The sequence below is a fragment of the Streptomyces katrae genome, from assembly GCF_000717655.1.
GTDB classification, from domain to species: domain Bacteria; phylum Actinomycetota; class Actinomycetes; order Streptomycetales; family Streptomycetaceae; genus Streptomyces; species Streptomyces katrae_B.
Genome location: NZ_JNZY01000014.1, coordinates 35,518 through 47,977, shown reverse-complemented (window position 1 = coordinate 47,977; position 12,460 = coordinate 35,518). Strand labels below are relative to the sequence as shown.

Below are 12,460 nucleotides of genomic sequence, written 5' to 3'. Positions count from 1 at the left end.
GATCCGGACGCCGCCGGTGAAGCGGACTATGCCAGGCGAATGCCGTGATTCGGCCCGGTGAGCGGGACATGGCACGATGCAGTGCATGTCCTCCGCACCGAACGGTCTCTCCCCGTACCCGATCGTGCAGGCTCCCATGGCGGGCGGCGCCTCCTGTCCGCCGCTCGCCGCCGCCGTGAGCGAGGCGGGCGGGCTGGGCTTCCTGGCCGGCGGCTACAAGACCGCCGACGGCATGTACCAGGAGATCAAACGGCTGCGCGCGCTCACCCGGCGCCCGTTCGGCGTGAACCTCTTCATGCCGCAGACCGGCTACGTGGACCCGGCCGCCGTGGAGGCGTACCGCGGGCAGCTGGCCGGCGAGGCCAGCTGGTACGAGATCTCCCTGGCCGACGAGGACATCATCGGCACCAGCGACGACGGCTACGACGCCAAGCTCGCGATCCTCCTCGAAGATCCCGTTCCCGTCGTCTCGTTCACCTTCGGCTGTCCCACGCCCGTGGTCCTCGCCTCCCTGCGCAAAGCGGGCACGTACTCGGTCGTCACCGTCACCTCGGTCGACGAGGCCCGCGCCGCACAGGCCGCGGGCGCCGACTCCGTCTGCGTCCAGGGCGTGGAGGCGGGCGGGCACCAGGGCACCCACCGCGACGACCCGCAGGCGGACGGCACGGCGGGCGTGGGCCTGCTCGCGCTGGTGGCGCAGGTACGCGAGGCCGTGGGCCTCCCGATCATCGCGGCAGGCGGTCTGATGCGCGGCTCGCAGATCGCGGCGCTGCTGGCGGCGGGCGCGGAGGCGGCCCAGCTCGGCACCGCGTTCCTCACCTGCCCCGAATCGGGTGCGCACCCGCTGCACAAGAAGGCGCTGACAGACCCCCTGTTCGCCCACACGGAGCTGACCAGGGCGTTCTCGGGGCGGCCGGCCCGGGGCCTGGTGAACCGTTTCATGCGGGAGCACGGGCCGTACGCCCCGGCCGCGTACCCGCAGATCCACCACATGACCGCCGGGCTGCGCAAGGCGGCCGCCGCGGCCGGGGACCCGCAGGGCATGGCCCTGTGGGCGGGCCAGGGGCACCGGCTGGCGCGGGCGCTGCCCGCGGGCGAGCTGGTGGAGGTGCTGGCGGCCGAACTGGCCGAGGCCCAGAGCGCGTTGAAGGCAATGCAGAAGAGGAGTCCGTCATGACCGCCCCCGTGTTCGTGGTCGAGGAGGTCCCCGCGGGGCCGGAGTTCGTGCTCGACGGCCCGGAGGGCCGGCACGCGGTCTCCGTGAAACGGTTGAACCCTGGTGAGGACGTGGTCCTCACCGACGGGCGCGGCCACTGGTCGCAGGGCGTGGTCAAGGCCGCCGAGGGCAAGGACCGGCTGGTCGTCACGGACCTGCACGCCGTCGAGGAGGAGCCGGAGCCGGCCGTCCGGATCACGGTCGTCCAGGCCCTGCCCAAGGGGGACCGCGGCGAGCTCGCCGTCGAGACCATGACCGAGACCGGCGTGGACGCGATCGTCCCCTGGCAGGCCTCGCGCTGCATCACCCAGTGGCGCGGCGACCGCGGAGCCAAGTCCCTGGCCAAGTGGCGGGCCACGGCCCGGGAGGCGGGCAAGCAGTCCCGCCGGGTCCGCTTCCCGGAGGTGGCGGAGGCCATGTCCACGAAGCAGGTCGCGGCGCTGCTGGCGGGCGCCGACCTGGCGATGGTCCTCCACGAGGACCGGGACGCGCCCTCGGGGGCACTGGCCACGGCCGAGCTCCCGGCCGGGGGCTCCATCGTCCTGGTCGTCGGACCGGAGGGCGGGGTCTCCCCGGAGGAGCTGGCCGTCTTCGCGGAGGCCGGCGCCCGCCCCTACCGCCTGGGGTCCTCGGTCCTGCGCACCTCCACCGCCGGCACCGCGGCGACGGCGGTCCTGCTGGCGCGCACCGGCCGCTGGTCCTGAAAACGCGTACGAGGCCGCCGACGGCGCCGGTTACGATGCCGGAGCTGATCAACGTCGGCGTCGACGGCCCGTCAACGCCACTGTCACGGAAGGCGGAGCAATGGCCGGGGAACCGCAGGCGGACTGCCTGTTCTGCAAGATCGTCGCGGGGAACATCCCGGCGACCGTGGTCCGGGAGACCGAGACGACCTTCGCCTTCCGGGACATCAACCCGCAGGCGCCCACGCACGTCCTCGTGATCCCGCGCGTGCACTACCCGGACGCCGCCTCGCTCGCCGCCGCCGAGCCGGCCATCACCGCCGACCTGCTGCGCGTGGCCGGCGAGATCGCCGCCGAGGAGAAGATCGACGACCACGGCTACCGGATCGTGTTCAACACGGGCGCGGGCGCCGGCCAGACCGTCTTCCACGCGCACGCGCACGTCCTCGGCGGGCGCGGCCTGCAGTGGCCCCCCGGATAAACCGTGTCCGTACGAGAGTTCGTGGTGCTGGGCACCGCCAGCCAGGTGCCCACCCGCCACCGCAACCACAACGGCTACCTCCTGCGCTGGGACGGCGAGGGCATCCTCTTCGACCCGGGCGAGGGGACCCAGCGCCAGATGCTCCGAGCCGGGGTGGCCGCGCACGACATCAACCGGATCTGCATCACCCACTTCCACGGTGACCACAGCCTCGGCCTCGCGGGCGTGATCCAGCGCATCAACCTGGACCGGGTCCCGCACCCCGTCACCGCGCACTACCCGGCCTCCGGGCAGAAGTTCTTCGAGCGGCTCCGGTACGCCACCGCCTACCGGGAGACCGTCCTGCTCCGCGAGGAACCCGTGGCCGCGGACGGGACGCTGGCCCAGGGGCCCTCGTACGCCCTCGAGGCCCGCCGGCTCTCTCACCCGGTCGAGTCCTTCGGCTACCGGCTGACCGAGCCCGACGGGCGCCGGATGGTGCCCGAACTGCTCGCGCAGCACGGGATCAAGGGGCCGGACGTGGGCCGGATCCAGCGCGAGGGGCAGCTGGGCGGGGTCACGCTCGACGACGTCAGCGAGCACAAGCCGGGGCAGAGCTTCGCCTTCGTCATGGACACCCGGCTGTGTCCCGGCGTGGACGCGCTCGCCGCGGGCTGCGACATGCTGGTGATCGAGTCCACGTTCCTCGACGAGGACGAGGCGCTGGCCACCGACCACGGGCACCTCACCGCCGGCCAGGCGGCCCGGGTCGCCCGCGACGCGGGCGTACGGCACCTGGTGCTGACGCACTTCTCGCAGCGCTACGGGGACCCGCAGGAGTTCGAGCGCCAAGCCCGCGCGGCCAACTTCGAGGGCGAGCTGACGATCGCCGCCGACCTCGGTCGGGTCCCCCTGCCGAAGCGAGGCTAGGGGGTCCGGCGGATCCGGGCCGGGCCCGGCCCGCCCGGCACCGCGGCTTGCCGCGTTGTCGTCGGTCGTCAACGCTCCGCGTCGACTCCCTCCTCCGTCGTGCAGTCCACGGCACCAGCCGACCCGGCCCACCCGACCCTGGCGCGCCGGACACTCCTAGGAGACCTCGGAGGCCCCCGCCCGCTCCTGCTTCCGGGGCCGGCGGGCCGCCGGGGGAAGCAGCAGCACCCGGCGCGGGGTGCGGCGTACGCGGACGGGCGGTCCCGCCTCGGGGTCGGGCCGGACCGCCGTGACCGGGACAGCGCCGCGGCGGACCGGCGCCTCGGCCGGAAGCGGCCCGCGCCCGCCGGCGCGGAGCGCGACCGCGGTCATCGGCCCCGCCACCACCAGCAGCAGCGCACCCAGCACCAGCCCCATGCCCCGGAAGCCGAACCCCTCGGCGAGCAGGCTGCCGGCCACGGGCCCGCAGGCCGTGCCCAGCGAGGAGGCGGAGCCGGCGAGCACCGCCCAGCGGCCCCGCGCGTCCAGGGCCGCCGCGAGGCCGATCACGTACGAGAGGACGACGGGGTAGACCGCGTTCCACAGGATCTCCCCGGCGGCGAACCCGGCGAGCCCGTCCGCGGAGGAGGTCAGCACCACGCAGCTGGCGATGGCCGCGGTGCCCGCACCGATCGGGACCGCCCGCCCCAGCCGGGCCCCGAACGCGGAGGCGGCCGTGACCCCGAGCAGGCCCGCGCCCAGCGCCACCGCGAAGACGACGCCGAGCGTGGCCTCGGGCAGCCCCGCCTGCTCGGTGCCGATCCGGCCGCTGACGCCCCACAGCGCCTCCTGGGTCAGCGACCAGAGCAGCAGGCAGCCCGCCAGCACCGCCCCGGCGCGCGGGTACGGCAGCCGCCCGGAGCCCCGTACGGCGGGACCCGGGCGCGTGGGCCCGCCGAGGCGGCCGGTCGCGGGCCAGGCCAGGGCCGCGACCAGGGCGATGGCCGCGAACGGCAGTGCGTGCCCGCCGCCGAGGCGCGGCAGGGTCAGGTACAGGGCCCCCGCGGTCGCCGAGACCGACAGCAGCCCGAGGGCGGAGACGCGGTGCGGATCTCGCTGCCCGGCGATCCCGGACGCGGCCACGGCGGTGGCCGTACCGGAACCGAAGCCGCCGACCACCACGCCCGCGACCACCAGCGGGAGCAGCGTGGTCGCGGCCGCCGTGCCGTAGCCGAGGGCGGCGAGCAGCAGGCCGAGCCGGGCCAGCGGGCGCTGCCCGTGGCGGGGGATGCGGGAGGCCAGGGTGAGTCCGGCCGTGGCGGAGCCGAGCAGCAGGGCGGTGCCGACGAGCCCCGCCTGCGCAGGAGTCAGGGGGAGATGGGCGTCGAGCCGTCCGACGACGGTGGGAAGCAGGTACGGGGCCACGTAGCCGGCCGTGAAGAGGGCCACCAGGGGCCGGGCGGCGGGCGGCGCTGAGGTGCTGTCGGACACGGCTGTTCCCGGTGGTGCGCAGGTGCGGCGAGAGGATCCGCGGAGCCGCGGCGCCTTTGTCTATCAAGTGGTTCGCGATGCGGAGAAGAGCGCCCCGATCGTGATCTGCGACACACTGTGTTTTGGGCGTGCCGGGGGAGGGCAAGATTGGCAGTTTCCCAGCGCATGCCCGCGCGCAGAAACGGCCCTTCGCACCAACGGGGAGTACACCGTGACCAGTCGGGACAGCACCACCAGTCTCACCCCGGCCGTGGACCCGCTCGGTCCGCTGCGGGACCCGCAGGAGCCGTGGTGCGACGTGTTCCTGACCGGCACGGTCTTCCTCGACATCATCTTCACCGGCCTCGACTCGGCCCCGGTCCGCGGTACGGAGTCCTGGGCGCGCGGCATGGGATCCAGCCCGGGGGGCGTGGCCAACATGGCCACCGCGCTGGCCCGGCTCGGCCTGCGCACCTCGCTGGCCGCGGCGTTCGGTGACGACCACTACGGCGAGTACTGCTGGGACGCGCTCGAGCAGGGCGAGGGCATCGACCTGTCGATGTCGCGGACCATCCCCGGCTGGCACAGCCCGGTCACGGTCTCGATGGCGTACGAGGGCGAGCGCACGATGGTCTCGCACGGCCACGAGGCCCCGCCGCCTGCGGCCCCCGCGCCCTTCCCGCAGTGCCCGCCGCGCACCCGTGCGGCCGTGGCCTCGCTGGCCCCGGGGCGGACGGACCCGTGGATCGCGGAGGCGGCGCGGCGCGGGTCGCGGATCTTCGCGGACGTGGGGTGGGACGAGAGCGGGCGCTGGGACCTGGGGGACCTCGGGGATCTGGAGCACTGCGAGGCCTTCCTGCCGAACGCGGGGGAGGCCATGCGGTACACGCGCACCGAATGCCCGAGGGCGGCGGCGCGGGCGCTGGCGAAGAAGGTGCCGCTCGCGGTGGTGACGATGGGCCCGGAAGGCGCGTACGCGGTGGACGGCCGGACCGGCGAGGAGGCGGAGGTCCCCGGGATCACGGTGGACGCGCTGGACCCGACGGGGGCGGGGGACGTCTTCGTGGCGGGTTTCGTCACCGGCACCCTGGCGGGCTGGCCGCTGGGGGACCGGCTGGCCTTCGCGGGCCTGACGGCGGCCCTGTCGGTCCAGGAGTTCGGCGGTTCGCTCTCGGCCCCGGGCTGGCCGGAGGTGGCCCACTGGTGGCGCGCGGCCCCCGCGGTGCTGAGACCGCGCTACGGCTTCCTGGACGAGCTGGTCCCGCCGGGCACGGAGCCGGCCTCCCGCCGCAGGGCCGTCCCGACCATCGGCTTCCGCCACCCGGCATAGGGGGAAGTCCCGGGGTGTCCGGGAGGGGCTCCGGGGGTGCCGGAAAACCCCTCGGGGATGGCGCGGCGGAGTCGTACCCTTGGTACTCCGGAGGTCGTCGATCGGCGCGGCCCCTCAGCGGGAGGTATGTGCAGGCCACAGTGCCGGCCCATGACTCAGACACCCACAGCCCAGACACCGGCGCCGGGGCAGGCGCGAGCCCACTTCACCGTTCCGGCCAGGCACCCGATGGTCGCGGTGCTCGGCTCTGGTGACGCCCTGTTGCGCGTGATCGAGAAGGCCTTCCCGAAGGCCGACATCCATGTTCGGGGCAATCAGGTCAGCGCGGTCGGCGATGCGACGGAAGTCGCCCTGATCCAGCGCCTGTTCGACGAGATGATGCTGGTGCTCCGCACCGGGCAGCCGATGACGGAGGACGCAGTGGAACGCTCGATCGCCATGCTCAAGGCGAGCGGCAACGGCAACGGGCCGGACGAGACGCCCGCAGAGGTGCTCACCCAGAACATCCTCTCCAGCCGCGGCCGCACCATCCGGCCCAAGACCCTCAACCAGAAGCGGTACGTCGACGCGATCGACAAGAACACGATCGTGTTCGGCATCGGCCCCGCCGGCACCGGCAAGACGTACCTCGCCATGGCCAAGGCGGTCCAGGCCCTGCAGTCCAAGCAGGTCAGCCGGATCATCCTGACCCGCCCCGCCGTCGAGGCCGGAGAGCGGCTCGGCTTCCTGCCCGGCACGCTCTTCGACAAGATCGACCCGTACCTGCGCCCGCTGTACGACGCGCTGCACGACATGATCGACCCGGACTCGATCCCGCGGCTCATGGCCGCCGGGACCATCGAGGTGGCCCCGCTGGCGTACATGCGCGGCCGGACGCTCAACGAGGCCTTCGTCGTCCTCGACGAGGCGCAGAACACGAGCCCGGAACAGATGAAGATGTTCCTGACCCGGCTCGGCTTCGATTCGAAGATCGTCATCACCGGTGACATCACGCAGGTCGACCTTCCCGGTGGCACCAAGTCGGGTCTGCGCCAGGTCCAGAAGATCCTCGAAGGGGTCCCCGACATCCACTTCTCGCGGCTCACGTCCGAGGATGTCGTCCGGCACAAGCTGGTCGGCCGTATCGTCGATGCGTACGAGAAGTACGACGACAGCCAGGACGCCCAGCAGTCCCGGAACGGCTACCAGCGGAAGTAGAACCCAGCGCACCATGTCGATCGACGTCAACAACGAGTCCGGAACCGAGGTCGACGAGCGGGCGATCCTCGACATCGCCCGCTACGCACTCACCCGGATGCGGATCCACCCGCTGTCCGAGCTCTCCGTCATCGTCATCGACGAGGACGCCATGGAGCAGCTCCACATCCAGTGGATGGACCTGCCCGGACCCACCGACGTCATGTCCTTCCCGATGGACGAGCTCCGTCCGCCGGCGAAGGACGACGAGGAGCCCCCGCAGGGGCTCCTCGGCGACATCGTGCTCTGCCCCGAGGTGGCCAAGAAGCAGGGCGAGGACGCCCCGACGCAGCACTCCATGGACGAGGAGCTCCAGCTCCTGACCGTCCACGGGGTGCTGCACCTGCTCGGGTACGACCACGAGGAGCCGGACGAGAAGGCCGAGATGTTCGGCCTCCAGGCGGCCATCGTCGACGGCTGGCGCGGTGAGCGCGGCATGACCGGTCCGTCCCCGGCCCCGACCGTCTCGTGACCGCCCCGCAGCTGATCACCGGCGCGGTGCTGCTGGTGGTGGTGGCCTGGTTCGCGGCGTGCGCCGAGTCCGGGATCGCCCGGATCTCGAGCTTCCGCGCCGAGCAGGCCGTTCGGGAGGGCCGGCGCGGCAGCGCGAAGCTCGCGCAGGTCGCCGCCGACCCCACCCGCTACCTCAACGTGGCGCTGCTCGTGCGGGTCACCTGCGAGATGGCGGCCGGCGTGCTCGTCACGTACGTCTGCCTCGACGAGTTCGGCGACAACTGGAAGGCGCTGCTCACCGCGATCGCGGTGATGGTGCTCGTGTCCTTCGTGGCCGTCGGCGTCTCCCCGCGCACCATCGGCCGCCAGCACCCCCTCAACACGGCGACGGCGGCCTCGTACGTCCTGGTCCCGCTCGCCCGCGTCATGGGGCCCATCCCGCAGCTGCTGATCCTCATCGGCAACGCGCTCACGCCCGGAAAGGGCTTCCGCAAGGGGCCGTTCGCCTCCGAGGCGGAACTGCGCGCGATGGTCGACCTGGCGGAGAAGGAGTCGCTGATCGAGGACGAGGAGCGCCGGATGGTGCACCAGGTCTTCGAGCTCGGCGACACCCTCGTGCGCGAGGTGATGGTGCCGCGCACCGACCTGGTCTGCATCGAGCGGTACAAGACGGTCCGTCAGGCGACGACGCTGGCGCTGCGTTCGGGTTTCTCGCGCATCCCGGTGACCGGCGAGAACGAGGACGACATCGTCGGCATCGTGTATCTGAAGGACCTGGTCCGCAAGACGCACATCAGCCGGGAGGCGGAGGCCGACCTGGTCACGACGGCGATGCGGCCGGCGGTGTTCGTACCGGACACCAAGAACGCGGGCGATCTGCTGCGGGAGATGCAGCAGGTGCGCAACCACGTGGCCGTGGTCATCGACGAGTACGGCGGCACGGCGGGCATCGTCACCATCGAGGACATCCTCGAAGAGATCGTCGGCGAGATCACCGACGAGTACGACCGCGAGCTCGCGCCCGTCGAGGACCTGGGCGAGGACCGCTACCGGGTGACGGCGCGGCTCGACATCACCGACCTCGGCGAGCTGTTCAAGGTCGAGGACTACGACGACGAGGACGTGGAGACGGTCGGCGGACTGCTGGCGAAGGCGCTCGGCCGGGTGCCGATCGCGGGCGCCTCGGCGGTGGTGGAGCTGCCGGACGGGCGGCCGCTGCGGCTCACGGCCGAGTCCCCGGCGGGCCGGCGGAACAAGATCGTGACGGTCCTGGTGGAGCCGGTGGGCCCGGCGGCGGGCGAGGGCGAGGAGGGCGAATGACGCCGGCGGAGCTGCGTGCGTTCTGCCTGGGTTTCAACGCGGCGGTGGAAGAGTTCCCCTTCACGCCCGAGACCTCGGTGTTCAAGGTGCTGGGGAAGATGTTCGCGCTGACCGCGCTGGACGGCGACCCGCTGAAGGTCAACCTCAAGTGCGAACCGGAGCTGGCGGTGCGGCTGCGGGAGGAGCATGAGGCGATCGCGCCGGGCTGGCACATGAACAAGCGGCACTGGAACACAGTGACGGTCGGCGGGCTGCCCGACGCGCTGGTGCGGGAGCTGATCGAGGACTCGTACGACCTGGTGGTCGCGGGCCTGCCGAGGGCGGAGCGGCTGCGGCTCGACCGCCCGTGAGAGCGCAGCGCGGACGGGACGAGGGTCCCGGGGCTCAGTGACCTCTGGTTCCCAGGATTTCCCCAGGGGGCGCTTGGGTTTGGTCCCGCGTGGCACGAGATTGCGGGGGAAAGCGGGGGCGGAGGGGAGAGCGTCTCGGCAGGGCCGTTGTGCGGCCCTGCCGAGACGCTCCATATGCTTTCGCCCATGACCGACACCACCGGGATCAACCCCGAGGACAGCAAGATCATCACGCTGGCGCGCAGCGCCCGGGCCCGCAACGGGGTGCCCGAGGGCGCTGCGGTGCGGGACGAGACGGGCCGTACGTACGTCGCCGGGACGGTGGAGCTCGACTCCCTGAAGCTGAGCGCGCTGCAGACGGCGGTCGCGATGGCGGTGGCGAGCGGGGCCGAGTCCCTGGAGGCCGCGGCCGTGGTCAGCTCGGCGCAGGCGGTGGCCGACGCCGACCGCGCGGCGGTCCGCGACCCCGCCCCGCCCCGCCCCGCCCCGCCCCGCCCCGCCCCGCCCCGCCCCGCCCGGGCCGGCCCCGGCTTCCGGTCTGCCGGGCGGGGCCCGCGCGGGCCCTGTCTACCCCGCGGCGGCGGGTGTGGCAGGGCGGCGGCGGATCACCATCGCCATCAGCGCGGCCATCGCGCAGAGCGCGCCCGAGGCGTACCAGACCAGGTCGTACGAGCCGAAGGCGTCGCGGGCCAGGCCGCCCAGGAAGGCCACCACCGCCGCGCCCACCTGGTGCGAGGCCAGGACCCAGCCGAAGACGATCGCGCTGTCCTCGCCGTAGTGCTCGCGGCAGAGCGCGATGGTCGGGGGGACGGTCGCGACCCAGTCCAGCCCGTAGAAGACGATGAAGAAGAGCATCGGCGGGTGCACGGACGGCGCCAGCAGCATCGGCAGGAACATCAGCGAGACACCGCGCAGCGCGTAGTACACCGCCAGCAGGCGGCGCGCCTCGAAGCGGTCGGTGAACCAGCCGGAGGCAATGGTGCCGACCACGTCGAACACGCCGATCACCGCGAGCAGTCCGGCGGCCGCCGTCACCGGCATGCCGTGGTCGTGCGCCGCCGGCACGAAGTGTGTCTTGACCAGCCCGTTGGTCGAGGCCCCGCAGATCGCGAAGGTGCCGGCCAGCAGCCAGAAGGGGCCGGTCCGGGCCGCCTTGAACAGCACCGTCACCGCGCGGCGCGCCGCTCCCGGGGCCGGTGCGGGCTTCTCGGCGTAGGTGCCCCCGTACGGCGCGAGCCCCACGTCGGCCGGGTGGTCGCGCAGCAGCAGCCAGACGAACGGGACGACCACCAGCGCCGCCAGCGCCACCGTCACGGCCGCCGGACGCCAGCCGTGGTGCACCACCAGCCAGGACAGCAGCGGCAGGAAGATCAGCTGACCGGAGGCCCCGGCCGCGGTCAGGATGCCGGTGACGAGCCCGCGCCGGGCGGTGAACCAGCGGTTGGTCACCGTAGCGGCGAAGGCCAGGGCCATGGAGCCGCTGCCCAGGCCCACCAGCACGCCCCAGAACAGCACCAGCTGCCAGGACGCCGTCATCCACAGGGTGGCCACCGTGCCGCCGGATATGACCAGCAGGGCCAGGGCCACCACCTTGCGGATGCCGAAGCGGTCCATCAGCGCGGCGGCGAAGGGTGCGGTGAGCCCGTACAGCGCGAGGTTCACCGAGACGGCGAAGCCGATCGTGCCGCGCGACCAGCCGAACTCCTCGTGCAGCGGCTCGATGAGCAGTCCGGGCAGGGAGGCGAAGGCGGCGGCGCCGATGATCGTCACGAAGGCGACGGCCGCGACGAACCAGGCGCGGTGGATGCGCCCGGGGGCGGTCGGCGCCGGGGCGGTGGAGGCGGGGGCGGGGGCGGGGTTGGGGGCTGTCTGCGTCACGCAGAAAGCTTCCGGCCCGGAGGGCCCCGTAGGACAGTGGCCTGACCGACACCCTTCGATACGATTGGGCCATGGCTCCTCACCGCGTCGTCGTCCTCGCGCTCACCGGGCTGCTGCCCTTCGAGCTCGGCATCCCGCACCGGATCTTCGGCCGCGCCAAGGATCCCGCCGGAGAGCCGCTGTACGAGATCCTCACCTGCGCCCTCGCCCCCGGGCCGGTGCGCACCGACGCCGATTTCGCGGTCCAGGTCGAGCACGGCCCGGAGCTGCTGGCCACGGCCGACACCGTGGTGGTGCCCGCCTCGTACGAGCTGGGCCCCGTGTACGAGGACGGCCGGCTGAGCGACGAGCTCGCCGCGGCGCTCGCGCACATCCGGGCCGGGACGCGGCTCGTCTCCATCTGCACGGGCGGATACGTGCTGGCCGCCGCCGGCTTCCTGGACGGCCGCCCGGCCACCACGCACTGGGCCCACGCCGAGCACTTCCAGCGGCTCTTCCCGGCCGTACGCGTCGACGCCGGCGTGCTCTACACCGACGACGGGGACGTGCTGACCTCGGCCGGGGTCGCCGCAGGCATCGACCTGTGCCTTCACATCCTGCGCCGCGACCACGGCGCGGCCGTCGCCAACGACGTGGCCCGGCGGACCGTCGTGCCGCCGCACCGGGACGGCGGGCAGGCCCAGTTCATCGACCGCCCGGTGCCGCAGCCGCATCTGGCCAGTACGGCGGCGGCCCGCGCATGGGTGCTGGACCGGCTGCACGAGCCGGTGCGGCTGGTCGACCTGGCCCGGCAGGAGGCCATGTCGGTCCGGACGTTCACGCGCCGGTTCCGGGAGGAGTCCGGCGTCAGCCCCGGCGAGTGGATCGTCGGCCAGCGGGTGGAGCGGGCCCGGCGGCTGCTGGAGCGGACGGACCTGCCGATGGAACGGGTGGCGCGGGAGGCGGGGTTCGGGACGGCGCAGTCGCTGCGCAAGCACGTGCAGGCGGCGCTGGGGGTGAGCCCGACGGCGTACCGGCGCACGTTCCGCGCGGCCGGTGGGCATGGGGAGCGCGCCGGGGAGTCTGCCGTCTCCTGATGGGCCATCAGTTGATGCCGGGTCCGTGCATTGACTTCTCCCGCCGCCCGCTCGTGAATGGCCCCCTGTCGGCGCGAGG

General features: G+C 73.3%; 12 protein-coding genes and 1 pseudogene. 11 read left to right on the top strand and 2 right to left on the bottom strand.

Translation table 11 applies throughout. From position 1 onward, the window contains the following. Window positions 1-85: 85 nt before the first annotated feature. From IF09_RS0118840 to IF09_RS0118825, 4 genes are all read left to right on the top strand, one after another. Window positions 86-1,177, top strand: a complete 1,092-nt coding sequence (locus tag IF09_RS0118840) for a nitronate monooxygenase (protein WP_030297167.1) — start codon at window positions 86-88, stop codon at window positions 1,175-1,177. Further along, window positions 1,174-1,920: a 16S rRNA (uracil(1498)-N(3))-methyltransferase gene (locus IF09_RS0118835; RefSeq protein WP_030297165.1), complete on the top strand. Its 747-nt coding sequence runs from the start codon at window positions 1,174-1,176 to the stop codon at window positions 1,918-1,920. Before IF09_RS0118840 ends, IF09_RS0118835 begins: the two co-directional genes overlap by 4 nt. Window positions 1,921-2,020: 100 nt before the next feature. Continuing rightward, complete coding sequence (locus IF09_RS0118830; RefSeq protein ID WP_030297163.1) at window positions 2,021-2,380, top strand: histidine triad nucleotide-binding protein; 360 nt, start codon at window positions 2,021-2,023, stop codon at window positions 2,378-2,380. 3 nt (window positions 2,381-2,383) lie between these two features. Continuing rightward, window positions 2,384-3,289: a ribonuclease Z gene (locus IF09_RS0118825; protein ID WP_030297161.1), complete on the top strand. Its 906-nt coding sequence runs from the start codon at window positions 2,384-2,386 to the stop codon at window positions 3,287-3,289. 156 nt (window positions 3,290-3,445) lie between these two features. Here IF09_RS0118825 and IF09_RS0118820 read toward each other — a convergent pair whose 3' ends face one another. Further along, window positions 3,446-4,759: a hypothetical protein gene (locus IF09_RS0118820; protein WP_051832632.1), complete on the bottom strand. Its 1,314-nt coding sequence runs from the start codon at window positions 4,757-4,759 to the stop codon at window positions 3,446-3,448. A gap of 211 nt (window positions 4,760-4,970) precedes the next feature. On the opposite strand from IF09_RS0118820, the gene IF09_RS0118815 reads away from it, so the two are divergent. The 6 genes and pseudogenes from IF09_RS0118815 to IF09_RS47080 form a co-directional block, all read left to right on the top strand. After that, window positions 4,971-6,068 carry a carbohydrate kinase family protein gene (locus IF09_RS0118815; RefSeq protein ID WP_030297157.1) on the top strand — a complete coding sequence of 366 codons (1,098 nt, stop codon included), beginning with the start codon at window positions 4,971-4,973 and terminating at the stop codon, window positions 6,066-6,068. Between the two features lie 150 nt (window positions 6,069-6,218). Continuing rightward, window positions 6,219-7,265, top strand: coding sequence for a PhoH family protein (locus tag IF09_RS0118810; protein ID WP_078613334.1), 1,047 nt, complete (start codon window positions 6,219-6,221; stop codon window positions 7,263-7,265). A gap of 13 nt (window positions 7,266-7,278) precedes the next feature. Continuing rightward, entirely contained in the window at window positions 7,279-7,776 is a 498-nt protein-coding gene (gene ybeY, locus IF09_RS0118805) for an rRNA maturation RNase YbeY (protein WP_030297153.1), read from the top strand. Beyond that, window positions 7,773-9,077, top strand: coding sequence for a hemolysin family protein (locus IF09_RS0118800; RefSeq protein ID WP_030297152.1), 1,305 nt, complete (start codon window positions 7,773-7,775; stop codon window positions 9,075-9,077). The genes ybeY and IF09_RS0118800 overlap by 4 nt, the downstream gene beginning before the upstream one ends. Then, complete coding sequence (locus tag IF09_RS0118795) at window positions 9,074-9,427, top strand: MmcQ/YjbR family DNA-binding protein (RefSeq protein WP_030297150.1); 354 nt, start codon at window positions 9,074-9,076, stop codon at window positions 9,425-9,427. The genes IF09_RS0118800 and IF09_RS0118795 overlap by 4 nt, the downstream gene beginning before the upstream one ends. Window positions 9,428-9,613: 186 nt before the next feature. Next, window positions 9,614-9,904: pseudogene (locus tag IF09_RS47080) on the top strand (cytidine deaminase); the annotation flags it as partial. 90 nt (window positions 9,905-9,994) lie between these two features. On the opposite strand, the gene IF09_RS0118790 reads toward IF09_RS47080, so the two are convergent. Further along, entirely contained in the window at window positions 9,995-11,305 is a 1,311-nt protein-coding gene (locus IF09_RS0118790) for an MFS transporter (protein ID WP_030297148.1), read from the bottom strand. A 71-nt stretch (window positions 11,306-11,376) separates the two neighbouring features. On the opposite strand from IF09_RS0118790, the gene IF09_RS0118785 reads away from it, so the two are divergent. Continuing rightward, a complete protein-coding gene (locus IF09_RS0118785) occupies window positions 11,377-12,381 on the top strand; it encodes a GlxA family transcriptional regulator (RefSeq protein ID WP_051832631.1) in 1,005 nt (334 codons plus the stop codon). Window positions 12,382-12,460 lie beyond the last annotated feature (79 nt).

What these genes read in the sequence shown, in the direction of transcription:
- IF09_RS0118840 (WP_030297167.1), top strand. Translation starts at nt 86, where the DNA reads ATGTCCTCCGCACCGAACGGTCTCTCCCCGTACCCGATCGTGCAGGCT.
- IF09_RS0118835 (WP_030297165.1), top strand. Translation starts at nt 1,174, where the DNA reads ATGACCGCCCCCGTGTTCGTGGTCGAGGAGGTCCCCGCGGGGCCGGAG.
- IF09_RS0118830 (WP_030297163.1), top strand. Translation starts at nt 2,021, where the DNA reads ATGGCCGGGGAACCGCAGGCGGACTGCCTGTTCTGCAAGATCGTCGCG.
- IF09_RS0118810 (WP_078613334.1), top strand. Translation starts at nt 6,219, where the DNA reads ATGACTCAGACACCCACAGCCCAGACACCGGCGCCGGGGCAGGCGCGA.
- ybeY (WP_030297153.1), top strand. Translation starts at nt 7,279, where the DNA reads ATGTCGATCGACGTCAACAACGAGTCCGGAACCGAGGTCGACGAGCGG.
- IF09_RS0118795 (WP_030297150.1), top strand. Translation starts at nt 9,074, where the DNA reads ATGACGCCGGCGGAGCTGCGTGCGTTCTGCCTGGGTTTCAACGCGGCG.
- IF09_RS0118785 (WP_051832631.1), top strand. Translation starts at nt 11,377, where the DNA reads ATGGCTCCTCACCGCGTCGTCGTCCTCGCGCTCACCGGGCTGCTGCCC.